We start from the raw sequence: 26,275 nt of genomic DNA on the forward strand, positions 1-26,275 counted from the left end.
CCTGCGCGGCGATGGAAGGAATGCTCGACGCGTTCATCGCCTTTGTCCGCGCGGAGCGCGGGTTGTCCGGCAAGACGGTGGACGCCTACGCGGCGGACATCACCGTCTACTTCGAGGACCTGCGCTCGCGCGGGGTCTCCGATGTGACGCAGGCGCGGCAGGAAGACGTGTCCGCGCACATGGTCGCGCTGGGCAAGCGGGGGTTGGGAAAGCGCAGTCAGGCCCGGCATCTCGCGGCGCTGCGCGGCTTCCACCGCTTCCTCGTCGCCGAGCGCATGGCGGACAAGGACCCCACGGAGGACCTGGACACGCCCCGCTCGGCGCGGAAGCTGCCCATCTTCCTGACGCTGGAGGAAGTGGAGCAGCTCCTGGCCGCCCCGGACGAGCGCACGTCCACGGGCGTCCGCGACAAGGCCATGCTGGAGGTGCTGTACGCCACCGGCCTGCGCGTGAGCGAGCTGTGCGGCCTGGGCATCAACGACGTGCAGTTGACCGCGGGCTACCTGGTGGCGAAGGGCAAGGGCGCGAAGGAGCGGCTCGTCCCGCTGGGCAGCGTGGCCATCGAGAAGGTCCAGACGTACCTGGCCGAGGCCCGGCCCGCGACGCTGGGCAAGCGCAAGTCGCAGGCGCTGTTCGTCACGCCGCGCGGCTCGGGCTTCACGCGGCAGGGCTTCTGGAAGCTGCTCAAGCGCTATGCGTTGAAGGCGGGCATCCTGAAGCCGCTGTCGCCGCACAAGCTGCGGCACTCGTTCGCCACGCACCTGGTGGAGCGCGGCGCGGACCTGCGAGCCGTCCAGCAGATGCTGGGGCACGCGGACCTCGCCACGACGCAAATCTACACGCACGTGAACGCGGCCCGGCTCCGGTCCGTGTACGACGAGTTCCACCCGCGCAGCGACGTCTTCGTCCCCAAGGCGAAGAAGAAGCGGGCGGCGGCCGCGCGGTGAGGGCCCGGGCGCTCAGCCGCCCAGGTTGTGGACGGGGAGGCCAAACGGGTCCGTGTGGGCCCGCCGTGGCTCGCTCCCCGGCAGCGGCGCCACGCGAATCAGCCCACAGGCCATGAGCCGGTGCACCGAGCGCGACGCCGCCAGCTCCCCCATGGCCGCCGTGCGCAGCGCCTGCCGGATGCTCCGGCTGCCGCGCAGCTTCGAGTACAGATAGAGGTCGTCCGCCGTCAGGTCGGGCGGGGTGGGGCGCGGAATCGGCTCGAAGACGAGGCGGCCGTCCAGGGCGAAGAGCTCGTCACTGAGGGCCAGCGTCAGGCGGATCTCCGCCTCCCGGTACAGCGCGTGGGCCTCGGGCACGGGGCCCCGCTCCAGCACCTGCGCGGCCAGGGCCACGGCGTGGTCGTACTTGCCGGCCTCCAGGAAGCGCTTCACCAGGGTGAGGAGCTCCGCCAGCTCGGCGGCTTCGCCCAGCTTGGGGCCACCGGCCTTGCGCGGAGCCAGGGCGCCCCGGCGGTAGAGGTGGAGCACCCAGCGCGCGGCGAACAGCGGGGCCTCCCGGGCGCTGGCCAGCATCTCGCCCAGCGTGGCGCCGCTCGCCGCGAGGTCCAGGAGGACGTCCTCCTCCTCGGAGTACGTCTCCACGGCGAACTCACGGAACACGCGGAACGTCATGTCCATGCGCGGGAAGATGTCGCGGAACATGGTCCATTCGCGCTGCCGCGTCACCGCGTCGCGGTGGAGCGTCGACAGCGACAGCTTGAGCCCCACCGCCCGGCCCGCGGGCGGCAGGCCGGGCGTGAACTCCACCTCGCCCGACTCCCAGGCGTAGCAGTCGAAGAGGGACTCGCGCGCCTTGTGCTCCAGCGCCTCGATGAGGCGGGGCAGCTCCACGAAGCAGCGCTGCACCAGGAAGGTGCCGTAGGGCATGCCGGCGCCCTCGGCCGCCTCGAAGGCCGCCGCGGCCCGGGGCGCGTCCAGGATGCGGAGGTTCACCAGGACCTGGGACAGGTGCTCACGCGGATCATTCGAACTCTCGCCCACCAGGTAGCCGTCCTTCACGTGGAAGCAACGCCGGACCGCGCCGCGTTCCACCCTCAGCACCCCTTCGACCCCGGGCGCGCTGAACAGCGGCGGCATCACCATCTGCAGTCGGTAGCTGGCGAGACTTCCGTTGAAAGGCTCCATGCAGGTGCGTCCTCCAAGATGGGTTTCCCGCGTGTGGAAACCCCAGGGTACCGGCGCACCCGGATGTGATTCAATTGCAAGTCCCTGGATTTGCTCGGGATTTCCTGGCGGAGCGCAAAGTTCCAGGGAGAGTCCATCTTGACTTCCACTACCGAACGGACGCCCTGCGGGGTCAACGGACGGTTGCAGGGCCGCGTCGGGTATGCGAACCACCCGCGTCAGGTAGCAGACCCCCGAATTCAGACTTCAGGTTCGAAACCGATATGCGGATTCTCTCAGGAGTGCAGTCGTCCGGCAGGCTGCACCTCGGCAACTACTACGGTGCGCTTCGCCAGTTCGTGCAGCTCCAGGACGAGGGCGAGGGCTACTACTTCATCGCCAACCTCCACGCGCTCACCACGGTGCGGGATCCGAAGGCGGCGCTGGACCTGACGCGCGAGGCCGCGATGGCCTACCTGGCGCTGGGGCTGGATCCGAAGAAGGCCGTCCTGTTCCGCCAGAGTGATGTTCGCGAGGTCCTGGAACTCTACTGGATCCTCGGCTCGGTGACGCCGCATGCGCACCTGGAGCGGGCTCACAGCTACAAGGACAAGGTCGCCAAGGGCATCAGCCCGGACTTCGGCCTCTTCGCGTACCCGGTGCTCATGGCCGCGGACATCCTGCTCTACAGCGCGGACTTCGTCCCGGTGGGCAAGGACCAGATCCAGCACATCGAGTTCGCGCGCGACTGGGCCGTGAAGTTCAACACCCAGTACGTCCCGGGCTACGACCCGGCGGACCCGGAAGGGAAGGAGCGGGGGCACTCGCGCGGCATCCTGAAGCTGCCCGAGGCGCGCATCCAGGAGGCCACCCAGACGGTGCCCGGCGTGGACGGACAGAAGATGTCCAAGTCCTACGGGAACACCATCGAGCTGTTCGGGGACGAGAAGGAAATCAAGAAGCGCATCATGTCCATCAAGACGGACTCGACGCCGGTGGACGCGCCCAAGCCGGTGCCCCAGCAGCCGGCGACGACCCCGGGGCTCGTCAGCGATGCGCCCCTCTACGACTTGCTGAAGCTGATGCTGCCCGAGTCCGACTTCGCCGAGGTGGACGCCACCTGGAAGGCGGGCGGGAAGGGCTACGGCGACTACAAGAAGAAGCTCCTGGAGGCCTACCACGCGACCTTCGGACCGGCCCGTCAGCGGTACGCCGAGCTGGCGGCCGACCCGGGCGAGGTGGAGCGCATCCTCCAGGACGGCGCCAACCGGGCTCGCGCCGAGGCCTCCCGGCTCATGACGCAGGTTCGCAAGGCCGTGGGAATCCCCTGAGTCGGGGTGCCTGAACAAGCTTTCACTGCCGATTGTTTGACCCACCTAGGGGGCACTGGTATGGGTGTGTGTCCTCCAGGCTCGTGCCCGCTGCCTAAGAAAGTCGGGCCCTTACGCGACACCGCGCCCCCACCCATACCGTTGACGCCATCCAGGACATCCGGTGAGTGAGGAACGTCGCTCGCCGGCCGATGAGGCCCTTCGTGAAGGGGAGTTGCCGCGAAGTCCGAGCGACAACTTCCGCATCGCGCTGCCCAATTTCGAAGGTCCGCTGGACCTGTTGCTCCATCTCATCAAGGAGCACCGGGTCGACATCTTCGACATTCCGCTGGCGCTGATCACGGAGAAGTACCTCGAGCACCTGGACCGGATGCGGGAGATCAACCTCGACATCGCCGGGGAGTTCCTGGTGATGGCCTCCACGCTGGCGCACCTGAAGAGCCGCATGCTCCTGCCCCGTCAGGACGCCGTCGCGGTGCAGGAGGCGGGGGAGGTCCTGGGCTCCGTCTCCGAGGAGGCCGAGGACCCTCGCGCGGAGCTGGTGCGGCGCCTGCTCGAGTACCAGAAGTACAAGGACGCCTCCGAGCAGCTCGCCACGCAGGACCTGCTCGGCCGCGACGTCTTCACCCGCAACGTGCCGGTGGAGGCCGTCCCCATCCCGGATGACGAGGTGGGGCTCCAGGAGTTCAGCGTCCTCAAGCTGGTGGAGGCGCTCGACCGGGTGCTGGAACGGTTGCAGCCCAAACTACAGCACGAGGTGGTCCGCGAGCGCGTGACGCTGTCCGAGGCCATCCTCCGCGTAGTAGAGCGCCTGCGCCCGGATGGACAGGTTCTCTTCGAGAGCCTGTTCACGGAAGAGGAAACCCCGTCGCGACAGGAGGTGGTCATCACCTTCCTGGCCATCCTGGAGATGGTGAAGCGGCGGCTCATCCGGGTGGTGCAGGACGAGCCGATGGGGCCCATCCTGCTTCTGCCCAATGGGGACGCGTTGGCGAAGCTGGCCCCCTCGGAGGTCGACGACAGTGACTACCGGTAGCAACGGACCGCAGGACGAGACTCCCGAACCGGGCACCCCCGGCGGCCCCGGCCCGTTCTCCGAAGAGGAAATCGCCGCCGTCACGGGTCCAGGCCCCGCGGACGAGCTGGACGAGCTGGAGGCCGCGTCCATCGAAGAGGACTCGGACGAGGCACCTCCGGATTTGGAGACGTCGTTCGAGAAGCTCGTCTCCAAGAGCCGTAAGTTGTCCACGGACCGCATCCGCACCGTCATCGAGAGCGTGCTCTTCGTGTCGGAGCGGCCGCTGTCCGTGGAGGAGCTGTACATGGCCACCGGCATCGAGCGGGAGCTCATCGCCGAGGCCCTCAACCAGCTCTCCGGCATCCACCGAGACGGCATCAGCGGCATCGTGCTGTACGAGGTGGCGGGTGGGTGGCAGTTCCGGACGGACCCGCACTCCGCGGAGTACGTGCGGCGCTACCTGCGCGTGAAGCCGCAACGCCTCACCCGCGCGGCGGTGGAGACGCTGGCCATCATCGCGTACCGCCAACCGGTGACGCGCCCGGAGATTGAAGACATCCGTGGCGTGGATTGTGGCGCGGTCATCAAGGCCCTGATGGACCGCAAGCTGGTGAAGATCCTGGGCAAGCGCGAAGAGGTGGGGCGGCCCATCCTCTATGGCACCGCGCGCGAGTTCCTGGAGTTCTTCGCCCTGAAGGATCTGTCGGCCCTGCCCACGCTACGTGAGTTCCACGAGCTGACGCAGGAGCACCGGGAGATCGTGGAGAAGGAAGAGAAGCCGGCACCGACGGCATCGGGCACGGTGGAAGCCCTGTCGGACCCTGCTTTCACGAAGCGGATGGAGAAGAGCGCGGCGGCCAGTGAAGCCGCGCTGGAGGACCTGGAGGAGGCCATGGCGGCCGCGGACCGGACACACAAGGTCAGCTCCAGCGTCCTGGACACGACGCCCCCAAAACCCGAGACGGGTGATGATACGACGGGGCCCAAGCCCGAGTGACGGGCAGCATGGAAGAAGGATGGTATGGCGGCCGAACGACTACAGAAGTACCTGGCCCGCGCGGGAGTTGCTTCGCGCCGGCACGCAGAAGAGCTGATCACCGCGGGCCGCGTGGCGGTGAACAACAAGACGGTGACGGAGCTGGGCAGCCGGGTGGAGCCCGGCACGGACCTGGTGACGGTGGACGGGACGCTCGTCACGCCTCCGGATGAATCCTCCTACTTCCTGCTCTACAAGCCCGTGGGCGTCGTGACGACGCTGTCGGATCCGCAGGGCCGGCCCACGGTGGCCAACTACGTGGAAGAGACGGGCAAGCGCCTGTTCCCGGTGGGCCGCCTGGACTACGACGCCGAGGGCGCGCTGCTGTTCACGGACGATGGGGCGCTGGCGCACAAGCTGACGCACCCCAGCTTCCAGGTTCCGCGCACGTACCTGGCGAAGGTGAAGGGCGCGCCGGACGCGGCCACGCTGGACAAGCTGCGCGGCGGCGTGCGGCTGGAGGACGGCATGGCCACGCCCGTGTCGGTGGGCGTGTTCGAGGCCGCCGAGCGGAACACGTGGTTGAAGATTGTCGTCGCGGAAGGCCGCCCGCACCTCATCAAGCGGCTGTGCGCCGCGGTGGGGCACCCGGTGGTTCGCCTGTTCCGCCCGGCCTACGCGGGCGTTGGCGTGGAGGGCCTGCGTCCCGGTGAGCTTCGGCCGCTGAAGACCAGCGAGGTCGAGCTGTTGAACGCCGTTTCGGATGGCAAGGCCACTCCGCCGACGGCTGCGCTGAAGCTGCCTCCGCGCCGGCATGGCCGCGCGGCGCCTGGTTTTGACTCGGACGACGAAGAGGAGCTGTCCATGGATGACGATTCCCCTGTGACCGCCAAGCCCGCCCGCAAGGCGCCGGCCCGTGCGGCGAAGTCCGAAGGTGGTTCGGGTCTGGCCCGGTTCGGCCGCGCGCCGAAGTCCGCGGCCGAGGGCAAGCCCGCGCGCCGTTCCTTTGGCGGTGATGAGGGCGGTGCTCCGCGCGGTCGTTCTTTCGGTGGCGAGGGTGGCGCTCGCGGCCGTTCGTCCGCGGCGGGTGGCGCTGGCCGCCGCTCCTTCGGTGGTGACGAGGGTGGGGCTCCGCGCAGCCGTGGCGCGGGGCGCTCGTTCGGTGGCGATGAGGGGGGAGCCCCTCGGAGCCGTGGCGCGGGTCGTCCCGAGCGCCGTGAGTGGAGCGCGGGTGGCGACGCCGCGCCGCGTGGCCGGGGTCCGGGTGCCGGCCGTACCTTTGGCGGTGCCGAGGGCAAGCCCGCGCGCCGGTCGTTCGGTGGAGACGAGGGCGGTGCTCCGCGCAGCCGTGGTGCCGGCCGTACCTTTGGCGGTGCCGAGGGCAAGCCCGCGCGCCGTTCGTTCGGTGGAGACGAGGGCGGTGCTCCTCGCAGCCGTGGCGCCGGCCGTACCTTTGGCGGTGCCGAGGGCAAGCCCGCGCGCCGTTCGTTCGGTGGTGATGAGGGCGGCGCGCCTCGCAGCCGTGGTGCCGGTCGTGCCGAGGGCGGTGCTGCTGGTGGCCGCCGCTCCTTTGGTGGTGACGAGGGCGGCGCTCCGCGCGGTCGTACTTTCGGAGGTGCCGCGGGCCGCGCTCCCGGTGGCCGTCGCGCCTTTGGTGGCGACGAGGGTGCTGCGCCTCGGAGCCGTGGCGCGGGTCGCTCCTTCGGTGGTGACGAAGGTGGGGCTCCCCGGAGCCGTGGCGCGGGTCGCTCCTTCGGTGGTGACGAGGGTGGGGCTCCTCGGAGCCGTGGCGCCGGTCGCACCTTCGGAGGTGCCGAGGGTGGTGCGCCGCGTGGTGGCGCAGGCCGTGCGTTTGGCGGAGCTTCGGGCGCCCGCCGTTCCTTCGGTGGTGACGAGGGTGGGGCTCCGCGCAGCCGGGGTGCTGGCGCGGGCCGTCCCGAGCGCCGTGAGTGGAGCGCCGGCGGTGACGCGCCTCGCTCGCGGGGACCTCGCGCCGGTGGTGAAGGTCGTTCCTTCTCCCCGCGTGGCGGTGCCGCGGGTGGTGCCAGCCGTGCGCCGCGCGGTGAAGGCCGTTCCTTCTCCCCTCGGGGTGCTGGCGCGGGTGCCGGTCGTCCGGAGCGCCGTGAGTGGAAGCCGTCGGGTGACGCGGACAGCGGTCCTCGGGGCCGGGGTGGTCCTCGCCGCGAGGGTCCGGCGGGCGGCCGTGGCGCATCGCGTTCGACCTGGACGCCCACCGACGAAAGCGGGAATCCCCGTGAACGCGTCGTCCGGGCGGGCGCGCGCAAGGGACCTCCCTCCGAGAAGTCCTCGGGATTCCAGGACTGGGGCAAGAAGAAGGAGCGGGACAGCGCCCCGCGCTGGAGCAGCAATGAGCGGCCCAAGGGTGGCGCGGGCCGGCCTCCTCCTCGGGGGCCCCGTCGTCCGCGTTGATACATGACGCGGTGGATTGGGCGGGAATCGAGGGGATTGATATAACCGGCGCCGACTCCTACACCGTTTCCCTCACCGGAGACCGATGCGAACCGGCGCGCGCCCCCTCATTCTCGCACTAGCCCTGCTTCTTGGCTGCAACGGCAGCAGGGATCAGCTCCTCGCCGACCTCCAGAGTCCTCGTCCGGAGGTCCGCGCTCTCGCTGTGAAGAAGCTGGCGGGGCAGGGCAATCCGGACGACCTCGTCCTGTTCACCCGCGCGGCCAAGGACTTCGCCGCCATTGTCCGGGCCGAGGCCGCTGTCGCGCTGGGCGAAAGTCAGGACGCCCGCGTGGTGGACCTGCTGGGCGAGCTGCTCGAGGACCAGGACGAAGAGGTCCAGGGCCGCGCCGCCATGGCGCTGTCCAAGGTGAACAACGAAAAGGCGAAGGCGTACCTCACGCTCCAGTACGGGCGGCGAGGTCGCGCCACGCGTCAGATCATCGTCCAGGCGCTCAAGAACGCCAACGTCCCCGGCGCCATGACCGAGGTCGTGTCCGCCGAGGCGCGCACCCAGTGGGATCGCAATCAGCTCGCGCTCACCGAAGGCGCGCTGCCCGAGCGCGTGGGCGCCGCCGAGGAGCTGGGCAAGAGCGGCCGTCCCGATGCCGTCAACCGGCTGCTGCCCATGGTGCGAGACAGCCAGGTCATCCTGGCCGCCGCCGCGGTGCGCGGGCTGGGGGACGCGGGTGACAAGCGCGCGGTGGGTCCCATCGCGCTGCTGCTCGAAGAGAACTTCCCCGAACTGCGTGAGTCCGCCATCCACGCGCTGATGAAGCTGCAGGACCCGGTGGCGACGCAGCGACTCCAACTGGTGGCGGTGGAGAAGAGCGCCGTCAGCCCGTTGGCCATCGACGCCATCGTGGCCTTCGCCCGGACGCCGCAGACGGATGCTTCGCTGTGCGCCATCGTCCTCGAGGGCGCGCCCGCCGAGGCGCTCGTCGCTGGCCGGAGCATGCGCACGCGCGGCGGTTGCCCGGTGGACCCGATTGGAGAGCGGCTGGCCCGTCCGGCCACGGCCGCCAGTGGCCTCCAGGCCATCACGGGGCTGGGGCCCACGGCGCAGCCGTTGCTCGCCAAGGTCGTTCCGTGGCTCAGCCACCCCGACACCGCGCTGCGGCTGCTCGCCGTGGAGGCCGTGGCGGAGATCGGCGACGCCTCGGTCGTCCCCGTCGTGCAGAAGCTCTACGAGCAGGAGACCAAGGGCCTCGAGGCGCTGCGCGCCGACTGGGTGACGGAGGCACTGCCCCAGAAGTTCGGCGTGGGCTTCGACCCTTCGACGACGCCGCCTTCCGCCGCGGTGGCCGAGCTGAAGGATGAGCGGCCCGCCCGTCACGCGGACCTGCTGGGACGCGTGAAGGAGCTCAACGCGGCCCGCGCGCGTGAGACGGGCAGGGACGTGGTGCGGCACCGCGTCCCCACGGAGCTGTATGACGACGTGGCGCCGGAGCGGCTGGTGCCGCTCGCGACGCTGCTGAGGGCGCTCGGTGCGCTGAAGGCGCCCGGAGCCCTGGAGTTGCTCACGGGCTACACGCAGGACCCCAGCTCCGTGCTTCGCGTGGCGGCCCTGGTGGGCCTGACGAAGCTGGGCCCCGACGGCGTGAAGGTGGCCAAGGCCGGCCTCATCGAGCCCGACCGTGACTTGCAGAAGGCCCTGGCCCAGGCGCTGGCGGAAGCCGGCGAGCCGGGGCAGGCCGCGCTCCTCGAGTTGTTCCCGAAGATGGGCAACGAGAAGCTGCTCGCGCTGGACGCGCTCACCCGGGCTGGCGGCGTGGTGGCGGCCTCGGCTTCGGAGTCCCTCCAGGCGGTGGTTCGCGAGGGCGGTCCCGAGGCGGCGCTCGCGGCGGCGCTGCTCGGCCGCATGCAGGCGAAGGATGCCGTGCCCACGCTCGTGAAGGCCCTGGACGAGAACAACAGCGTGGCCCGCCGGGACGTGTTGCTGGCGCTCGGGACCATTGGCGACGCCCAGGCGGCGGACGCGGTGGCCAAGGACCTGTTCCACGACCTGCCGGAGATTCGCGCGGCGGCCGCGTCGTCGCTTCGGAAGCTGGGGGCCTCGGCGTACGCCGACCAGTTGGAAGCCCTCAAGGCGGACTACTTCCGCACGGTGCGTGAGGCGGCGGGAGCCCCCGCGCCGGCACCGGCGAGCACGGCCGCGGAGGGTGCTCCCTGATGGAGCTGCGCATCCTCAAGGACAAGGCGTCCGAGGCATTCTCCAAGGGACGCTTTTCCAAGGCCGCGGAGCTTTACGAGGACTACTGCCGGGCGGAACCGAAGGACCACCAGTCGCGTCTCCGCACCGGGGACGCGTGGGTGAAGGCAGGGCAGAAGGGCCGCGCGATCTCGGCCTACCAGTCCGCGGCCGAGGGCTTCGCGCGCGAGGGCTTCCTTCCCCGGGCCATCGCCGCGAGCAAGCTCATCCTCGAGCTCGATCCAGCGCATCGCGGCGTGCAGCAGATGCTCGCGGACCTGTACGCGCGCCGAGGCACGCCCGTGGGCCCTCGGGCTCGCGGGCCCCTGAGCAATGGCTCCTCCGTGTCGAGCCCGCCGCCCGCGTCGCCGCCGCCGAACATGCCCGCCGTGGCGGACGCGAATCCCGTGGCGGACGCCATGCCCGCGTCCCCCGTGGCGGACGCAAAGCCCGTGGCGGACGCCATGCCCGCGTCCCCCGTGGCAGACGCGAAGCCCGTGGCGGACGCCATGCCCTCATCGCCCGTGGCGGACGCGAATCCCGCGTTTCTGGACGGGGAGGGCGCTGGTCTCGACCTGTCGGCGGAGCTGCCTCCGGAGCTCGCAATCTCCCTGGGCGCGGAAGACTCCAGCCAGGGCCGCGAGGAGGTCGTCCACTCGGTCCACATGGGCCTGCCTCACGAAGCAGGGGCGTCCGAGCACGAGTTCACGTTGGACATCGAGTCGGCCGCGGAGGCGGCGCCGGTGGTGCAGGGCCAGTTGCTCCCGGCCGCGGTCTCGGAGGACGCCCGCGTCACGGCCCCCGAGCCAGTGCCCACGCGCATGGCTGTTCGCGAACCCGCGAGCCCTCCGGTCGCGGCCCGAATCCCCGCGGTGCAACCCGGCGGTGCACGGCCGGCGACCAGCGCACTGCCACCGGGCCTCGCGCCCCGGTCGTCGCAGAAGGTGCCCTCCGTGGGGACAGGCCGCTCCGTGTCCAACAGCGGCAGGTGGCAGGCCTTGTCCTCGCCCATTGGCGATCAGTCACCCGCGAGCCCCGCCCCCGTGCCGGCACCGTTGCCGCCCCCTGCCGAAGCTCAAGACGCGGCGGGCGCCCGGGTGCTTCCGGGCCATGACCTGACGTCAGCGCTCGGTGCCTCGCTCCGGACGCCGCAGAGCCGCTCCGCGTTCACTGAGTTGGAGCTCGAAGCCGACTCCCTGCTGCACGCGGTGGAGCTGGCCGCGCAAGCAGGCCTGGGCTTCGAGGACGCCGAGGAAGAGGTCTTCAGCCTGACGGAAGAGGTCCCTCCGGGCTCCGCCGCGTTGGAGACGCTCCCCACGATTCCGCTCTTCTCGGACCTGCCCCGCGACGCGTTCATCGAGCTGTTCGAACGATGCCCGCTGCGGCGCTTCGGCCCCGGCGAGCGCATCATCGAGCAGGGCAGCCACGGCGATGCGTTCTACGTCATCTGTGAAGGCGCGGTCCGCGTCTTCCGGACGGACGAAGGCCAGCGCCAGGACCTCGCGACGCTGGAGGGCGGCACCTTTTTCGGTGAGATGGCGTTGCTCTCCGGCGCGGCGCGAACGGCGTCCGTCGAGTCCGCCTCCGAGGACACGCAGCTCCTGGAGATCTCCGCCAGCGTGCTGGCCGAGCTGTCCCGGAGCCATCCGCAGGTGGCCCGAGCGCTCAAGAAGTTCTGCCGCCAGCGCATGCTCACCAACGTGCTGAACACGTCGGAGCTGTTCAAGCTCTTCGGCCGCAAGGACCGGCGCGAGCTGGTGGAGCGCTTCCGTTCCCGGGACGTCGAGCGCGACGCCGTCATCATTCGCGACGGCGACGTCACGGACGGGCTCTACGTGGTGCTGTCCGGCGAGGTCGAGGTGCGCAAGGACGGCCACCTGCTGACGATGCTCAAGGAGGGGGACGTCTTCGGAGAGATTTCCCTGCTCCAGAAGACGCCGGCCACGGCGACCGTGACGGCGACGCGTCACACCACGCTGCTGCGGTTGCCCCGCGCGGACTTCGACACGCTGATGTCGAGCCACCCGCAGATCCTGGCCATGATTTCAGACCTGAGCGACGAGCGGCTCCGGCGCACCCAGCGCGTCCTCACCGAAGCGGGCGTCGAAGAGGACATCATCCTCGTCTGAGGTCAGCGCACCTTGGCGAGGTAGTCATCCCGGGTGACGAGGCCCCGGGTCTCCAGCAGCTCCAGCATGGCCCGAAGGGAACGGGCCTGCTGGGCCACCATCCGCTCCAGCCCGGCCACCTGCTGCGTCAGCGCCTCCACTCGCTGGGACAGCTCGTTCTCACGGGCGGCCTGGGCCATGGGCGAAGCCGAGGCGGGGCGCAGGGGCACGGGCGTTGACGCGGACTCGGCGGGTGGCGCCAGCTCGAACGTGGGCTCGTCCATGCCGAAGGCCAGCGGCGTCGCCGTCGCGGAGGTGACCTCTCCGTGGTAGTGGCGGCGGATGGCGCGCTCGATGGACGACGCGCTCGCGACGACCACCTGGAGCCGCTGGCCGCTGTGGAACGCCAGCTCCTGGAAGGACTCCACGTTGGTGGGGTCGGCGGTGGCGACCGTGAGCGACTTGGTGGCCGGGTCCGCGGCGGTGGGGAAGACGGTGTAGCGCTCGGCGATGTCCGCCCGGAGCGCCTGGAGGGCCACCGCGGACGGAGTGTGGTTCTCCAGGTCCACCGTGGGAATGGAGAGCTGCCGCGACAGGGCGTGCACCATGGAGCTTTCGTCCACGAAGCCCATCTGCACCAGCGTGAGGCCCAGCTTGCCGCCCCACTTGCGTTGCTCGGCGAGGGCGGAGCGGAGCTCGGTCTCCGACAGGAGGCCAGCGTCCATGAGAATCTCACCCAGCCGGCGCTTGCGGCCAGGGAGTGAGGCAGAGGGTGCGACGGGCGGCTGTTTCACGGCCGCGCAGCATAGCAGCCTGTCACGCGGTGTCCGAGGCCAGGCAGGCGGGGTGGGGCCGAGGAGGAGCGTGAGCGCCGGGAATGGGGTAGAACCCCTGTCACATGACGCGACGGATTCTGCCGTTTCTCGCACTGGTGCTTGTATCGGGCTGTGCGTCGCAGCGCCTGGCTGGCGCGGACCTGGACCGCGTCCGGCGTCCGGCCTTCATCTCTCGCATCGAGGACGGGGCGGGCCCCAAGAGCCTCGTGTTCCGGGAGGACTCGGCGTACCGGAACAAACTCAAGAAGCTGGAGCCCGTGGAGGCCGACCGCCGGCTGACGGTGAAGCTGCTCCAGGCCGTGACGCGCTTCGAGGTCTCCGAGCGCCTGCGGGTGACGACCCTGTCGCAACTGCCGCGCGAGTTCCCGTGGACGCACGTGGTGGACCCGGCGCGGGTGGCGTCGGTGCTGGAGAGCTTCCTCGTGGAGGAGGTCCCCGCCAACGCGCCCGACTACGACCTGGTGGCCTCGCTGGGCGCGGACACCATCGTCGAGTTCGTCATCGTGGACTACGGCATGCGCAGCGATGACGGCCGCGCGGGCGCGTACCTGCGGGGCTATGGCCGCATGTTCACCTTGGACGGGCGCACGGAGGTGTGGCGCCGGCCCTTCGCCCTGGACCAGGTGGAACAGGGCAAGGCGCATCTGGATCCATTCAAGGTGGGGAAGGACCCGTCGCTCTTCCGCGCGGCGATGACCTCCCTGCTGGACGAGGTGGCGCGCACGTTCGTGCAGGACCTGACGCCCAGGGATCGCGGCGGGGCGCCGCCCGTGGCCCGAGGCGGCTCGGTGGGTTCGGACGTCGTTCCCGGCAAGGCGGGGGCCCCCGCGCCCGTCATGACGCCGGTGCCCGAGGACGGCCTGGCGCCGGGCGAGCTGCCCGACCCGGACCCCTGAGCGCGGGGCTTCTCAGAACAGCGCGTGCTCCACGAGCAGCACGGTCAGCCCCACCACGAAGCTGACCAGCGTCACGGGGACTCCCACGCGGAGGAATCTGACGAAGCCCATGTCGACCTTGCCGCGCGCGGCCTCGAAGACGATGAGGTTGGCCACGCTGCCCACCAGGGTGAGGTTGCCCGCCAGCGTGGAGCCGAGCGCGAGCACGTGCCACCCCAACTCCGCGTCATGCAGCGTGGGCACCCAGGTCCGCGCCAGCATGACGAAGGGCACGTTGCTGAAGAGGTTGGACGCCACCAGCGTCAGCCCGGCGAAGCCCAACATCTCGGACAAGGGCGGGCCCGCCATGAGGGGGGCGAACAGCACCCGGATGTCCTCCGCGTAGCCGTGCTTGTTCACGCCGTAGACGACCACGAACAGGCTGGCGAAGAAGAGCAGCAGCACCCAGTCCACGCGCTCCAGCGCCTCGCGAGGCTCCCGCCGGGCCAGGGCCATCACCAACGCCGCGCCCGCCAGCGCGCTCCAGCTCATGGGCATGCCGGAGAAGAAGGCCACCACCACGCCGGCCAGCACCCCCAGCGTGAGAATCAGGAGGCTCAGGTCCACCGGCGGTGGTGGTGGATTGGGCGCGAAGCGATGGTCTGGCAGCTCATTCCGGAAGAGGTAGAGCAACCCCGCGGCAACGACGATTGTCGAGAGCAGGGCGGGCAGGGCCATGTACGCGGCGAAGCTGGCGTAGGACAGGCCGGACGCGCCCTGGATGAGCATGTTCTGCGGGTTGCCGGTGAACGTGGCCACCGAGCCGCTGTTGCTCCCCATGCAGACGGCCAGCAGGTACGGCGCGGGCGGCAGGCGCGCAGCCTCCACGGTGGCCAACACCAGCGGCGTGAGCATCAAACACACGGTGTCATTCACCAGGAACGCGGACAGCCCGGCCGAGATGAACGTCACCGCGAGCAAGAGCTTCCGGGGCGTGTGGGCGTGTTTCACGGCCCAGGCCCCCGCGGTGCGGAAGACGGCCGCCTGCGACATGTAGGCGGCCAGCAACATCATGCCCAGCAGCAGGACGATGGTGTCCGCGTCGATGGCGTGCCGCTCTGGATTGTCGCTGTAGTTGTAGACCTCGTCGGACGTGACGACGCCGCAGACGACCATGAGCACGGCGCCCAACAGCGCGCCGCCGGGGCGGTCCAGCTTCAGGTACGGAAGACGCGCACCGGCGATGAAGACGTAGGTGAACAGGAAGATGGCGAGGGCCACGGCGCGGCACAGTAGTGCAGGACCTTCCAGGCCGCCCCGTCATGTTTTTCGCTGGAGGTCAAACAAATGAACAGCGCTCTCGCGTTGTTTGGTCCGGTACACGTCTGTACAGTGCCCGCCCCATGAAGCCAGAGAAGGAACCGGGCGCTTTCGGAGGGGCCCGCCGCACGCCGTGGAACGCCCCCAGTGGACTGGACTCCGTCCTGGACGGATGGAAGGCGGACCGGCGGCTCTGGTCCTGCTTCGCGTTGGACGAGAAGACCCCCGCGCGCCCCGGCGCCTTCGCGCCCATTCCGGAGGAAGTGGCGCCGCAGGTGCGCGAGGCGCTCCACCAGCGCGGCATCACCCAGCTCTTCTCCCATCAAGCGGAGGCGTACCGGCTGGTGCGTGACGGGCGCAGCATCGTCATCGCCACGCCCACCGCCTCGGGAAAGAGCCTCTGCTACAACCTGCCGCTGCTGGACCGCTTCGCCCACGAGCCCCAGGCCCGGGCCCTGTACCTGTTTCCCACCAAGGCCCTGTCGCGCGACCAGGAGGAGTCCCTCCGCGCGTTCATGCGCGAGGCGGGGCTGTCCCATGGCGCCATCACCTTCGACGGTGACACGCCCGCGGATGCGCGGCGGGCGGCCCGGGAGCGCAGCGGGGTGCTGCTCACCAACCCGGACATGCTGCACACGGGCATCCTCCCGCACCACGCGAGCTGGGCGCGATTGTTCTCCAACCTGCGCTACGTCGTCATCGACGAGCTGCACACGTACCGCGGCGTCTTCGGCTCGCACCTGGCCAACGTGCTGCGCCGGCTCCAGCGGGTGGCGCGTTTCCATGGCGCGGACCCGGTGTTCATCGCGGCGTCCGCCACCATCGGCAACCCGGAGGCGCACGCGCGGCGGATGCTCGGGCGCGAGGTGTCGCTGGTGTCGGAGAGCGGCGCGCCTTCGGGCGAGCGGCGCGTGATGGTGTTCAACCCGCCCGTGTTGAATCCCGAGCTGGGCATCCGCGCCAGCTACCTGAAGACGGCGGTGCGGCTGACGGCGGACCTGGTGCGCGCGGGCGTGTCCACGCTGCTGTTCGGCCAGTCGCGCAACAACATCGAGGTGATGCTCAAGTACCTCCGCGACCGCTTCGTCGAGGAGAAGCTGGACCCGTCCCTCATCCAGGGCTACCGCGGCGGCTACCTGCCGGGCACGCGACGCGCGACGGAGGCGGCGCTGCGCGCGGGCGAGGTCCGGTGCGTGGTGGCGACCAACGCGTTGGAGCTGGGCATCGACATCGGCTCGCTGGACGCGGTGGTGTGCGCGGGCTACCCGGGCTCCGTGGCCGCGCTGATGCAGCGCTTCGGTCGGGCAGGGCGCCGGGGTGCGGGCAGCCTGGCGTTGCTCGTGACGTCGAGCGCGCCGTTGGACCAGTACCTCGCTGGAGACCCGCGCTTCCTCGTGGGCTCACCGGTGGAGCACGCGCGCATCGACCCGGACAACGTGGAGATTCTCGTTCAGCACCTCAAGTGCGCGTCGTTCGAGCTGCCCTTCGAAGAGGGGGAGCCTTTCGGGGATGTGCCACCCGAGTCGACCGCAGAGGCGCTGGGCTTCCTCGCGCAGCACGAGGTGGTGCATCCGACCATCGGCGAGACGGGCCGCCGCGTGTTTCATTGGTCCACGGATGCGTACCCGGCGAACCACGTGTCCCTGCGCAGCGTGGGCTGGGACAACGTGGTCATCATCGAGAAGGGGACGGATAGGACCTTGGCGGAGATGGACTTCCGCTCGGCGCACACGATGCTGCACGAGCAGGCCATCTACCAACACGAGGCCGAGCAGTATCAAGTCGAACGCTTCGACTACGAGAACCACAAGGCCTACGTGCGGAAGGTGGCGCCGGACTACTTCACCGACGCGATGACCTACGTGCGGGTCCACGCCATCCAGGAGGACCATTCCGCGCCCATGGGGCCCGACCTGCAGGCGGGCATGGGCGAGGTGAGCGTCATCGAGAAGGTCGTGGGGTACAAGAAGATCAAGTACCACACCCATGAGAACGTCGGTTACGGCGAGGTGGCGCTGCCGGAGATGCAGATGCACACCGCCGCGCTCTGGTTGACGGTGCCGGAGGCGGTGGTTCGGTCGATGCGCGCGCCGCGCCCCGCGGTCATCGACGCGCTTCGTGGCATCACCACGGCGCTGCGGACGGTGGCGTGCGTGGGGCTGATGATCGACCCCAGGGACTTGGGCAAGACGCTCGGCAGCCGGGACGACGCGGAGGGACCGCCGCGCAAGGACGGGGGCGTGGGCTTCGACCCCACCATCTTCCTGTACGACAACGTGCCCGGCGGCGTGGGGCTGGCGGCACGGCTGTATGACCAGCGCGACGAACTGCTGAACCGCGCGCGCCGGCTGCTGGAGTCGTGCGCGTGCGAGGACGGATGCCCCGCGTGCATCGGCCCCGCGACGGGCACGTTGCCGGGACAGGCGCCCGTGGACCCGCATCCGCGCAAGCGGCTGGGGCTCGAAGTCCTGTCGGCATTGGGCATCGCGGGGATGCAGTAGCAGGGAGGCGCGGTCGTGGACCTGAAGCGCAAGCTGTCGCGCCTGACGAGCGTGGGACCTGGGGGCAAGGCCCCCTCGCGCCCCGCCGTGCCCGCACCCACGTCCGAGCCCGCCGCTGGCACGTCATCGGTCGCGGGCGAACCATCTTCGCTTCGAGCCCAGACCTCCTTGGATGAAGCGGGGCAGCGGGCGCCATCGGAATCCGGCAGCCATGGCGGCGAAGGCGCGGAGAACCTGCGCCCAACGGACGCCGCCCCCCACGGCACGGCCGCACGGAACGTGGCACAGGGGGCCGGCCTCGTCGGGAACCCCTTCGCAACGCAGACGCTCGAGGGCACGGCGCCCCTCCGTGTGCCTTCAAGCGCGGAGACCTCGCCCGAAGTTTCCCAGAGCCGGGACGCGGCGCTCCGTGCGTCGACGTCGGCGGCCCTCGAAGCGACGCCGTCCTCACCGGCAGCGCGCGACCCACGGGTCGATGCCCTGCGCCGGATGCTGTCGGACTGGTCCGAGCGCCAGGAGCTCGCGGCGGCACGCAGGGGCGCCACGCCCGCGCCGCCCCGGGGACCGCTGCCCGTGGAGGCGCGGACCACGACGTACGGGACGGTCCACGTCTCCGAGCGCATCCATCCGCCCGACCACCGCCACGGCTCCGCGCCCGTGGCGGCTGCGCTGGACGTGGAGGGCTCGCTCGTGGCGAGCCTCGCGCTGCACGCCGACCTGGCCGGCGTGGACTACCAGCGGATGCTCTTCCTCGACACGGAGACCACGGGGCTCGCGGGCGGCACGGGCACGGTGCCGTTCCTCGTGGGCCTGGCCTGGTTCGAGGGGCGCTCGCTCAAGGTGCACCAGCTCTTCCTGCGGCGCCTGGGGGAAGAGGGGCCCATGCTCCGGGCGCTCGCCGAGCGCATGGCGGCCTCCTCCTGCCTCGTCACGTTCAACGGCAAGAGCTTCGACTGGCCGCTGCTGCGAACGCGCTTCGTCCTCAACCGCGTCGCCGCGCCCGCGGAGCTGCCGCACCTGGACCTGCTCCACTGCGCCCGCCGCGTCTTCAAACACCGGGGCGCCGGAACCCGGCTGGTCCACCTGGAGGACCAGGTCCTGGGCTTCCGCCGGGTGGACGACGTGGACGGCTCGCAGATTCCGGAGCTGTATTTCCGCTACCTGCGCGGCGGTGACGGCTCGGCGCTGACGCCGGTGCTGGAGCACAACATCAACGACCTGTTGCTCCTGGCGGCCCTGCTCGGCGAGCTGGTGCGCCGCTTCCGGGCCGGGGGCGAGGGGGCGGCCGTTCCCCGGAGCGAGGACCCTCGGGACCTGCTGGGCTTCGCGGGCGTGGCGCTCCGGGCACGCGACTACGAACGGGCCCAGGCCTTTGCCCGGGCCGCTGCGGCGGGGGACCGCGGCGCGGTGGGCATCGAGGCGCTGGCGCTGGCCTCCCGGCTGTCCCGCAAGGCGGGGGATGCCCCGTCCGCGGCCACGCACCTGCACCGGGCGCTCGAGGCGGCCCGGGGCTTCCAGGCAGCGACCCTGCACCTCGACCTCTCCAAGCTGTACGAGCACGCCCTCAAGGACCTCGCGAAGGCGCTGCACCACGCGAAGCTGTCCAAGGCGGCGGAGACACCCCCGGACCATCAGCGCCGCGTCGTCCGGCTGGAGGCGCGAATCGCCCGGAGCACCCGGACGCCCGCGCTGGACCTGCGAATGGGGCTGGGCAGCCCCCGGTCGGGGACCTGAGCGTTCCGGGTTGCCACCTCCCTGGAATCGGACAGTCGGGCAGGGCGGGCTGCTCGCTCCATTGTCAGACGGGCACAACATTGAGGCATGCGCCACGGCCGTGCGCTATGAGGGCCCCATGAAAATTACCAAGGACAGCGTTGTCTCCATCGATTACCGCCTGCACCTCGGCGACGGCGAGGCCGTGGACGAGAGCGACCCGGGAGAGCCGCTCGTCTATCTGCAGGGCCATGACGAAATCGTTCCCGGCCTGGAGAAGGCCCTCGAGGGCAAGGCGCGTGGCGACACCCTCAAGGTGACGGTGACCCCGGACGAGGGCTACGGCGACTACGACCCGGAAGGCATCGAGGAAGTTCCCAAGACGGAGTTCCCCGAGGGCCTGGAGATGGTCGCCGGCGGCGTGCTCAGCGCCACGGACCCGGACGGCGACGAGGTGGACTTCATCATCAAGGAAGTGAAGGCCGACACGGTGATGGTGGACTTCAACCACCCGCTGGCGGGCAAGACGCTCCACTTCGAGGTCACCGTGCGCGACGTGCGCGAGGCGACGAAGGAAGAGCTGGAGCACGGCCACGCCCACGGTCCGCACGACGACCACGAACACTGAGTCCCGTAGCGTAGGCGGGCCCTGACTCGGGGCCTGCCTCGCGGTTCCTCGCCGGGCGGGGCGGTGTTCAGCCCGCCGCCCGGCGACCCCCACGGCTATCCGCCGAGGATGTCGGACGTGAAGGCGAAGCCCGCGATCATGTAGGGCACCAGGCCCACCCGGTTCGGGTGCTTCAGGTACCAGGACGCGTGCACCAGCAGCGTGGGCTTGTTGAACGCGGTGCCCTCGCGCGTGGTGAAGGCGTAGGCGAGCAGGGGCCCCACGCGCATGTGGCTGTTGTCCACCTCCGCCGCGCCCGGGCCCATGCGGTCCGTGTAGCGAGGCCACACCGCGCTGAAGCGAGCGCCCACCGTGAGCTGCGGGGTGGCCAGCATCAGCAGGTCGCTGTCGTTGGTGAAGACCCAGCCCCGCCCAGGCACGAGGGTGTCGAGCAGCGGGTCATAGAACGTCGCGGCGCTGCCCTCGCGCAGGTCCATGTTCCAGTACTCGACGGACGCCTTGGAGCGCACCACGATGGAGCCGAACTTCGCCTGGAGCGTGGGCTCCACGATGTAGTGGTGGCCCGACGTGCTGTACGAGCGGCCCTCCGTGAGGCTTCGCGCGTCGTCCGAGAAGTCCATCCGCGGGTCGCCGTACGACTGGAGAAACCCCATGGTCCCCATGAAGCGCACGTACTCGTAGGTCGCGCGCAGGTTGAGGATGGCCAGCGGCTGGAACTCCACCACGGGCCCCACCTTCAGCGCCGCCGGGTTGGCCTTGAGCGAAACACCCCCGTTGACGAAGTTGTCCCGCGTCAGCAGGGACTGACCTTCGTACAGGCGCTTCTGGAGGATGAGGCGGTTCTGGGACTCCAGGCCCAGCGGGTTCCAGCGGAACACGTTGAAGGTGGTGAAGTAGAGGCGCACGTCCGGGCCCAGGGGCGGGAGCGTGGCCGCGTTCGGCGTGTCACTGGGGTCGGGCGTGGTCTGCGGCGTCTCCGGCACGGCGGAGCGCTCTTCCTGGGCCGAGGAAGCGGCGGCGGGCGCGGCGGCCCCCAGGCAGAGCGACAGCGAAAGCGCGGACAGCGTTCGACGCAGCGTCATCAAGACACCTTCTCGGAGAGGGACGTGGGGGTGTGGGGAACGGCGGGAGCGTTCGGCTCGTCCGGGAGGCGCCGGCTGACGTAGAAGCCGAACGCCGCGGCGGTGAAGTACATGATGAGGCTGTAGATGGCCGGCGGAATGGCCATGGTGGAGTTGGCCAGCAGCGTGGGGCTGAGCGCGATGGCGATGGCCAGCATCCCGTTGTGGATGCCGATCTCCATGCCAATGGCAATCGCCTGACGCTTGGGCAGACGCAGCAGCATGGGCACGAAGTAGCCCACGCCCAGGCTGACCAGGTTGAAGGCCAGCGCCGCCGGGCCCACCTGCCGGAAGAAGCTGAGGGCGTTCGCGCGCTCCGTGTAGACGGACGCGCCGATGACCGCGAGGAGGAACACCGTGGACAAGAGCCGGATGGGCTTGTCCATGCGCTGCGCCAGGGCCGTGCTGCGCGAGCGGATGAACATGCCCACGCTCACCGGCACCAGCACGATGAGCACCACCTGGACGATTTTCGCGAACTGCATGGGCACCGCGCGCGAGTCGTCCATGAAGTGCGCGAGCGACAGGTTGATGATGAGGGGCAGGGTGACGAGCGACAGCGCGCTGTTCACCGCCGTCAGCGTGATGTTGAGCGCCACGTCCCCGCGCGCCAGGTGGCTGAAGAGGTTCGCCGTGGCCCCGCCAGGCGACGCCGCCAGCAGCATCAACCCCACCGCCAGCTCCGGCGGCAGCCCGAAGGCATGGGCGATGAGCGCGCACGCCACGGGCAGCAGCAACATCTGACAGACAAGCCCCACCAGGATGGCCCGGGGATAGACGATGACGCGTTTGAAGTCCGCGACCGTCAGCGCCAGTCCGAGCCCCAGCATGATGATTGCCAGCGCCAGCGGCATGAGCACCGCCGTGAATACATTCGACTGCATGCGCCCCCCAAATGGAGTGTCTTGCGTTGAGCAGGAGCGTCGCGCAGGAGGGCAGGGTGCTTCAAGCCTCCTGCTCCAAAAGGTTGCGTGGACGCCGCGCAACCTATGACGCTGTATGTCATTGATGCAGTGCGGCGCGGCGACTTGAAACGTGTAATTCAAGGATGAAACATGCGGGCGGAGGTCCGGGGCGGGACGCTTTCCGGGTGCTCGGCGCCCGAGACAGGGGGGCCGGGGTCGGTTAGGAGAGGGCCATGAGCCGAGTCCTGAACGAGCTGTTGGAGCTCCTGAAGCTGGAGAAAATCGAGGAGAACCTGTTTCGCGGCAGGAGCCAGGACCTGGGGTTCCGCCAGCTCTTCGGCGGCCAGGTGCTGGGACAGGCGCTGTCCGCGGGCAGCCAGACGGTGCCGGCTGGGCGCCACGTCCACTCCCTGCACGGGTACTTCCTTCGTCCGGGGGATGCGTCCCTCCCCGTGGTCTACACGGTGGACCGGGTCCGGGACGGCGGCAGCATCACGACCCGCCGCGTCGTGGCCGTCCAGAAGGGGGAGCCCATCTTGACGATGATCGCCTCGTTCCACGGGGATGAGGACGGCTTCGCCCACCACGCGCCCATGCCCGAGGTCCCCGGTCCGGAGGGGCTGGCCACCGAGCAGGAGCTGCTCGGGCAACTGGCGGACCGCATCCCTCCGGCGCTGCGCGAGAAGTTCCTGGGCGAGAAGCCCATTGAGATTCGCCCCGTGGCGCCGGTGGATCCGTTCAATCCGGTGGCCAAGGCGCCCATCAAGCACGTGTGGTTCCGGGCCAACGGGGACCTCCCGGAGGACCCACAGGTGCACCGGTACGTGCTGGCCTACGCGTCCGACTTCAACCTCATCAGCACCGCGCTCCAGCCGCACGGGGCCAGCTTCTTCCAGCCCCACATCCTGGGGGCCAGCCTGGATCACGCCCTGTGGTTCCACGGGGACCTGAAGGTGAGCGACTGGCTGCTGTACTCCATGGACAGCCCCTGGGCGGGCAATGCGCGCGGGCTCTCACGGGGCAGCGTCTACACGCGTGACGGCCGGCTCGTGGCCTCGGTGGCCCAGGAAGGGCTGCTGCGCATCAAGAAGGCCAAGGCCTGAGCGTCGAGGTCGCCGCCCCACACCCAGGTGTGGGGCGGAACTCACCCTCACGGGCGTGCAGAGACCGGCGTGGGTGCCGATCAAGGGTTGTGGTCCTCGGATGGAACGACGTCAAACTCGAGGTCGGCGCGAGCCTGACGTATCGGACACGGGCCGGCCGCTTGCCCGGACATCTCGATGACGAGGCGGCCCGACACCCGCTCCAAGGTATTGAGTCGAAATTCGATGCTGCCTTTTATGTCCTGCTGAGCGGTTTCTTCGAAATAGATCTCACCGCCACAACTGGCACGGACCCATGCCCGTTGCACCCTCGCGGAATGGCTCCCACGAGGTACGAAGGTGGGCGGGGGCAGATTGTCATTGCCTGCAACAGAAACCCCGATTTGTCCGTCGATGACCAAGGTTGTTGGGCCCGAGCCTAAAACAGTCTTGTCCAGGTGCAGGTCGAAGACCAACGCATCGGTCGTCCCAGGACCACTCGACGAGACTCTCACACTGGTGAATCCGCCGAGGGCAAAGCGATGCACGTCCGACGGAAAGCGTCGTCCCAAGGTGTCGAAGCGTTGGCCCAAGGGGTCGTAGGCTTCCCACTCGCCGTTGTACTCCACCTGAAGATTGCCATGCAGACCCGTGGGTACATCACGACGGGGCACATCATCAGAGGAGTCTGAGGGACCGCAGGCGATAATCGACAGCGCGCAGAGGCCCATCGGCAGGGCACGGACAAAACTCAGCAGGGCAGACGTGTGCATGGCTGGCGCTGCATAGCACGCGCCTTCTTCCACCCGTCAACGTTGGCCCTCGGGCATCGGACTGCACACATTCCACCGGCGGCGCCGGCGCGTCAGGTTCGGCGAGCGCCACGGGCGGAGTCGATCACACATGTCGTGAATACGGCGGCGTGACGGCCGTCGGGAGCAGACAGGCAGCTTCTTCCTGCTCCCGAAAGGTCCCGCGATGCGTTCCCGATTCTTGCTGGCCGTGGTTTCCGTCTTCGCGCTGGCGTCGAGCGCCTGTGTCATGGCTCCGCTGGAACAGGGTTACACCGACTGCGGCAGCTTCCTGGACGCGGAGCCCTGTCATCCCGGGCAGTACTGCGCGGAGTCCACCCTCAGCCGTTGTGAGCTCGGCTGCACCAGTGATGAGAACTGCGCTCGCAACCAGTCCTGCGTGAAGGAATCCGGGCGACAGGTCGGCATCTGCCTCAACAAGTGCCCGTCGTGCACCTAGGATGACTCCCGAGGGCCCCGGGCCCGTCGTTCGGGAGGTGACGTCGATGCGCGCGGTGGTGTTCCAGCACGAAGAGCATGAGGGGCCGGGCCTGTTGGCGCCGGCACTACAGGCGGCGGGATTCACGCTGGTGCCGCGCTTCCGCGCCGTGCGCCGGGAGGACGTGGACGCGGAGCTGCTCGTGGTCATGGGTGGCCGCATGGCCGTCTACGAGTCGGACCAGCACCCCTTCCTGCGCCAGGAACTCGGCATCCTGATGGAGCGGCTCGCCTACGAGCGCCCCTGCCTGGGCTTCTGCCTGGGCGCGCAGATGCTCGCGGCGGCGGCGGGTTCGGAGGTGTCCGCCGGGAAGAACGGCTTCGAGGTGGGCGTGGGCCCCGTGCGCTGGACCGCCGCCGCGCAGCAGGACCCGGTGCTGTCGGGGGCGAAGCCGCGCACGGTGGTCGCGCACTGGCATGGTGACACCTATGCGCCAGTGCCCGATGCAACGCTGCTGGCCTCCACGGACCGGTACACCCAACAGGCCTTCCGGCTGGGCGCGTCCTATGGCTTCCAGTTCCATCTGGAGCTGACGGCGACGGAGATGGGGCGATGGCTCGACATCGAGGCGGAAAGTCTTCAGCAGCGGGGGAAGAACCTTCAGGAGTTGAAGGCACAGCTCCCCAAGCTGAAGGCGGCCGAGGCGGACAACACCGAGGTGCTGCACCGTCTGGCGAACCACTTCGCGCGCGTGGCGGCGGGCCGCTGAATCAGCGTGATGGTCAAGGGGCCACGTGCTGCACGACTTTCACCACGATATCCGCATCGTGCCCCTGGCCCCCCGCGACACCGTCAGCCCCATATGACAGGACGAACGGAGCATCGCCTTCGTTGACGTACACGTAATCCCGGCCCCAGGGGTCCGTGAGAAGCACATCGAGCGTGCCTGACCGCACGATCTCCGCAAATGCGGAGGACGTGGTCGGGTATTGCCCCGTCTTCGTGTCGTGGCGCTTGAGTGCCGCTGCAAGGCCATGGAGGTCCAGGCTGGCTCGGTCCCTCCTCGCTGCTTGCAGCTTGGGGTGAATCACGACCACGAACATGGCCGTGACGACGAGACCGAAAATGAGGAGGATGATCATGTACTCGCATGCGGTTCCGCCACGCGCGCGACGGTGCCGCGAGTCCACCTTCTGGGTGAGCTTCATCTTTGAATTTCAACCTCCTGTGATGGGATGACTTCGAGCTGCGCGCGGAGACAGGGCGAAGCTGCCTGCCGATTCAGGGGGCGCAGTGCGGACCGTCGCGAGGGCGCGGGACACGAGGCGCCACCTTGATGGTGACGTCCTGGCCTGACCCGGTTCCGCCCGCGACGCCTTCCTCGCCATGGCTCATCACGACCGGGTGGCCGTCATCATTGACGTACACGTAGCGATGACCCCAGGGATCCAATGGGGGCTGTTCGAGCACCCCTGATTGCTCCAGGGCCGCCAACCCTGTGTCGGTGTCTGGGAAGCTTCCTGTCCTGCATTGGTGAAGCTCGAGGCCTAGCGCGATGATCGTGAGATCGGTCCTCGCCCGGCTTGGCTTCGCCATGTCCCTGTGGACCGCGAGCGTGATCGATCCCGCGATCGCGGCGATGAGGCCCATGATCGCGAAGATGACCATGAACTCGATCAACGTTACGCCCGGAGGGGAACGGCGCCGCGGCTTCTGAGTGGGTCTCATCGCTGAGTCGTGACCTCGTGTGACGTTGTGTCAGTCGCGTGCGCCGCCGCCGTGCCGCCATGTCTGCCGTTGCCAGGGCGTTGCACGCGCCTCCGGCAGGGCTGAGCCAAGACATCCGGCTCGCCCCAGGCG

The 26,275-nt window shown here is 69.6% G+C and carries 22 protein-coding genes; 14 read left to right on the top strand and 8 right to left on the bottom strand.

The annotated features are described in order from the left end of the window. Nucleotides 1-11 precede the first annotated feature (11 nt). Complete coding sequence (gene xerD, locus A176_RS14815; protein ID WP_021780966.1) at nt 12-947, top strand: site-specific tyrosine recombinase XerD; 936 nt, start codon at nt 12-14, stop codon at nt 945-947. A gap of 12 nt (nt 948-959) precedes the next feature. On the opposite strand, the gene A176_RS14820 is transcribed toward xerD, so the two are convergent. Then, a complete protein-coding gene (locus tag A176_RS14820; protein WP_002639556.1) occupies nt 960-2,132 on the bottom strand; it encodes a DUF4388 domain-containing protein in 1,173 nt (390 codons plus the stop codon). A 263-nt stretch (nt 2,133-2,395) separates the two neighbouring features. Between A176_RS14820 and trpS the strand changes: the two genes are divergently transcribed. The 6 genes from trpS to A176_RS14850 all read left to right on the top strand — a co-directional run bounded on the left by trpS (nt 2,396) and on the right by A176_RS14850 (nt 12,225). Continuing rightward, the gene (trpS, locus tag A176_RS14825) at nt 2,396-3,442 is read left to right on the top strand and encodes a tryptophan--tRNA ligase (RefSeq protein ID WP_044889187.1); all 1,047 of its coding nucleotides are present in this window, start codon (nt 2,396-2,398) and stop codon (nt 3,440-3,442) included. Between the two features lie 163 nt (nt 3,443-3,605). Then, a complete protein-coding gene (locus tag A176_RS14830; RefSeq protein WP_002639558.1) occupies nt 3,606-4,478 on the top strand; it encodes a segregation and condensation protein A in 873 nt (290 codons plus the stop codon). Beyond that, a complete protein-coding gene (gene scpB / locus A176_RS14835) occupies nt 4,465-5,457 on the top strand; it encodes an SMC-Scp complex subunit ScpB (RefSeq protein WP_002639559.1) in 993 nt (330 codons plus the stop codon). Before A176_RS14830 ends, scpB begins: the two co-directional genes overlap by 14 nt. Before the next feature lie 24 nt (nt 5,458-5,481). Then, a complete protein-coding gene (locus tag A176_RS14840) occupies nt 5,482-7,866 on the top strand; it encodes a pseudouridine synthase (RefSeq protein ID WP_002639560.1) in 2,385 nt (794 codons plus the stop codon). A gap of 85 nt (nt 7,867-7,951) precedes the next feature. Continuing rightward, nucleotides 7,952-10,078: a HEAT repeat domain-containing protein gene (locus tag A176_RS14845; RefSeq protein ID WP_044889188.1), complete on the top strand. Its 2,127-nt coding sequence runs from the start codon at nt 7,952-7,954 to the stop codon at nt 10,076-10,078. After that, nucleotides 10,078-12,225 (top strand): cyclic nucleotide-binding domain-containing protein, encoded by a 2,148-nt coding sequence (locus A176_RS14850; RefSeq protein WP_002639562.1) that lies wholly within the window; start codon nt 10,078-10,080, stop codon nt 12,223-12,225. The genes A176_RS14845 and A176_RS14850 overlap by 1 nt, the downstream gene beginning before the upstream one ends. Before the next feature lie 2 nt (nt 12,226-12,227). Here A176_RS14850 and A176_RS14855 read toward each other — a convergent pair whose 3' ends face one another. Then, a complete protein-coding gene (locus A176_RS14855) occupies nt 12,228-12,929 on the bottom strand; it encodes a GspE/PulE/PilB domain-containing protein (RefSeq protein WP_002639563.1) in 702 nt (233 codons plus the stop codon). A 173-nt stretch (nt 12,930-13,102) separates the two neighbouring features. On the opposite strand from A176_RS14855, the gene A176_RS14860 reads away from it, so the two are divergent. Beyond that, nucleotides 13,103-13,936: a hypothetical protein gene (locus A176_RS14860; RefSeq protein WP_002639564.1), complete on the top strand. Its 834-nt coding sequence runs from the start codon at nt 13,103-13,105 to the stop codon at nt 13,934-13,936. A 12-nt stretch (nt 13,937-13,948) separates the two neighbouring features. Here A176_RS14860 and A176_RS14865 read toward each other — a convergent pair whose 3' ends face one another. After that, entirely contained in the window at nt 13,949-15,196 is a 1,248-nt protein-coding gene (locus A176_RS14865; protein WP_002639565.1) for an ArsB/NhaD family transporter, read from the bottom strand. Between the two features lie 122 nt (nt 15,197-15,318). On the opposite strand from A176_RS14865, the gene A176_RS14870 reads away from it, so the two are divergent. From A176_RS14870 to A176_RS14880, 3 genes are all read left to right on the top strand, one after another. Continuing rightward, nucleotides 15,319-17,736 carry a DEAD/DEAH box helicase gene (locus A176_RS14870; protein ID WP_002639566.1) on the top strand — a complete coding sequence of 806 codons (2,418 nt, stop codon included), beginning with the start codon at nt 15,319-15,321 and terminating at the stop codon, nt 17,734-17,736. Between the two features lie 15 nt (nt 17,737-17,751). Next, complete coding sequence (locus tag A176_RS14875) at nt 17,752-19,470, top strand: ribonuclease H-like domain-containing protein (RefSeq protein ID WP_021780967.1); 1,719 nt, start codon at nt 17,752-17,754, stop codon at nt 19,468-19,470. A 118-nt stretch (nt 19,471-19,588) separates the two neighbouring features. Then, a complete protein-coding gene (locus A176_RS14880) occupies nt 19,589-20,077 on the top strand; it encodes an FKBP-type peptidyl-prolyl cis-trans isomerase (RefSeq protein ID WP_002639568.1) in 489 nt (162 codons plus the stop codon). 95 nt (nt 20,078-20,172) lie between these two features. Here the strand turns inward: A176_RS14880 and A176_RS14885 are convergent, their stop codons facing one another. Then, on the bottom strand, nt 20,173-21,159 hold the full coding sequence (locus A176_RS14885; RefSeq protein ID WP_002639569.1) for a hypothetical protein: 987 nt from the start codon (nt 21,157-21,159) through the stop codon (nt 20,173-20,175). After that, nucleotides 21,159-22,082, bottom strand: a complete 924-nt coding sequence (locus A176_RS14890) for a bile acid:sodium symporter family protein (protein WP_002639570.1) — start codon at nt 22,080-22,082, stop codon at nt 21,159-21,161. The genes A176_RS14885 and A176_RS14890 overlap by 1 nt, the downstream gene beginning before the upstream one ends. A 254-nt stretch (nt 22,083-22,336) precedes the next feature. Here A176_RS14890 and tesB point away from each other — a divergent pair, with 254 nt between their 5' ends. Beyond that, nucleotides 22,337-23,206 carry an acyl-CoA thioesterase II gene (tesB, locus tag A176_RS14895; RefSeq protein ID WP_002639571.1) on the top strand — a complete coding sequence of 290 codons (870 nt, stop codon included), beginning with the start codon at nt 22,337-22,339 and terminating at the stop codon, nt 23,204-23,206. A gap of 80 nt (nt 23,207-23,286) precedes the next feature. Here tesB and A176_RS38680 read toward each other — a convergent pair whose 3' ends face one another. Then, complete coding sequence (locus tag A176_RS38680; protein WP_144429546.1) at nt 23,287-23,958, bottom strand: hypothetical protein; 672 nt, start codon at nt 23,956-23,958, stop codon at nt 23,287-23,289. 205 nt (nt 23,959-24,163) lie between these two features. Between A176_RS38680 and A176_RS14900 the strand changes: the two genes are divergently transcribed. Both A176_RS14900 and A176_RS14905 read left to right on the top strand, forming a co-directional pair. Further along, nucleotides 24,164-24,436, top strand: a complete 273-nt coding sequence (locus tag A176_RS14900; protein WP_226994323.1) for a hypothetical protein — start codon at nt 24,164-24,166, stop codon at nt 24,434-24,436. A 46-nt stretch (nt 24,437-24,482) separates the two neighbouring features. After that, entirely contained in the window at nt 24,483-25,184 is a 702-nt protein-coding gene (locus A176_RS14905) for a type 1 glutamine amidotransferase (protein WP_002639573.1), read from the top strand. Nucleotides 25,185-25,197: 13 nt separating this feature from the next. Here the strand turns inward: A176_RS14905 and A176_RS14910 are convergent, their stop codons facing one another. Both A176_RS14910 and A176_RS14915 read right to left on the bottom strand, forming a co-directional pair. Further along, nucleotides 25,198-25,623, bottom strand: a complete 426-nt coding sequence (locus tag A176_RS14910; RefSeq protein ID WP_002639574.1) for a type II secretion system protein GspG — start codon at nt 25,621-25,623, stop codon at nt 25,198-25,200. Nucleotides 25,624-25,696: 73 nt separating this feature from the next. Next, nucleotides 25,697-26,083: a type II secretion system protein GspG gene (locus A176_RS14915; RefSeq protein WP_158513090.1), complete on the bottom strand. Its 387-nt coding sequence runs from the start codon at nt 26,081-26,083 to the stop codon at nt 25,697-25,699. Nucleotides 26,084-26,275 lie beyond the last annotated feature (192 nt).

Source organism: Myxococcus hansupus (assembly GCF_000280925.3).
GTDB classification, from domain to species: Bacteria; Myxococcota; Myxococcia; order Myxococcales; family Myxococcaceae; genus Myxococcus; species Myxococcus hansupus.

Bases quoted from the DNA above. Each gene is read 5' to 3' on its own strand.
- A176_RS14910 (WP_002639574.1), bottom strand. From the start codon at position 25,623: ATGAAGCTCACCCAGAAGGTGGACTCGCGGCACCGTCGCGCGCGTGGC.
- trpS (WP_044889187.1), top strand. From the start codon at position 2,396: ATGCGGATTCTCTCAGGAGTGCAGTCGTCCGGCAGGCTGCACCTCGGC.
- A176_RS14855 (WP_002639563.1), bottom strand. From the start codon at position 12,929: ATGGACGCTGGCCTCCTGTCGGAGACCGAGCTCCGCTCCGCCCTCGCC.
- xerD (WP_021780966.1), top strand. From the start codon at position 12: ATGGAAGGAATGCTCGACGCGTTCATCGCCTTTGTCCGCGCGGAGCGC.
- tesB (WP_002639571.1), top strand. From the start codon at position 22,337: ATGAGCCGAGTCCTGAACGAGCTGTTGGAGCTCCTGAAGCTGGAGAAA.
- A176_RS14870 (WP_002639566.1), top strand. From the start codon at position 15,319: ATGAAGCCAGAGAAGGAACCGGGCGCTTTCGGAGGGGCCCGCCGCACG.
- A176_RS14850 (WP_002639562.1), top strand. From the start codon at position 10,078: ATGGAGCTGCGCATCCTCAAGGACAAGGCGTCCGAGGCATTCTCCAAG.
- A176_RS14860 (WP_002639564.1), top strand. From the start codon at position 13,103: ATGACGCGACGGATTCTGCCGTTTCTCGCACTGGTGCTTGTATCGGGC.
- A176_RS14880 (WP_002639568.1), top strand. From the start codon at position 19,589: ATGAAAATTACCAAGGACAGCGTTGTCTCCATCGATTACCGCCTGCAC.
- A176_RS14915 (WP_158513090.1), bottom strand. From the start codon at position 26,083: ATGGTCATCTTCGCGATCATGGGCCTCATCGCCGCGATCGCGGGATCG.
- A176_RS14840 (WP_002639560.1), top strand. From the start codon at position 5,482: ATGGCGGCCGAACGACTACAGAAGTACCTGGCCCGCGCGGGAGTTGCT.
- A176_RS14845 (WP_044889188.1), top strand. From the start codon at position 7,952: ATGCGAACCGGCGCGCGCCCCCTCATTCTCGCACTAGCCCTGCTTCTT.
- A176_RS14905 (WP_002639573.1), top strand. From the start codon at position 24,483: ATGCGCGCGGTGGTGTTCCAGCACGAAGAGCATGAGGGGCCGGGCCTG.
- A176_RS38680 (WP_144429546.1), bottom strand. From the start codon at position 23,958: ATGCACACGTCTGCCCTGCTGAGTTTTGTCCGTGCCCTGCCGATGGGC.
- A176_RS14900 (WP_226994323.1), top strand. From the start codon at position 24,164: ATGCGTTCCCGATTCTTGCTGGCCGTGGTTTCCGTCTTCGCGCTGGCG.
- A176_RS14890 (WP_002639570.1), bottom strand. From the start codon at position 22,082: ATGCAGTCGAATGTATTCACGGCGGTGCTCATGCCGCTGGCGCTGGCA.
- A176_RS14885 (WP_002639569.1), bottom strand. From the start codon at position 21,159: ATGACGCTGCGTCGAACGCTGTCCGCGCTTTCGCTGTCGCTCTGCCTG.
- A176_RS14820 (WP_002639556.1), bottom strand. From the start codon at position 2,132: ATGGAGCCTTTCAACGGAAGTCTCGCCAGCTACCGACTGCAGATGGTG.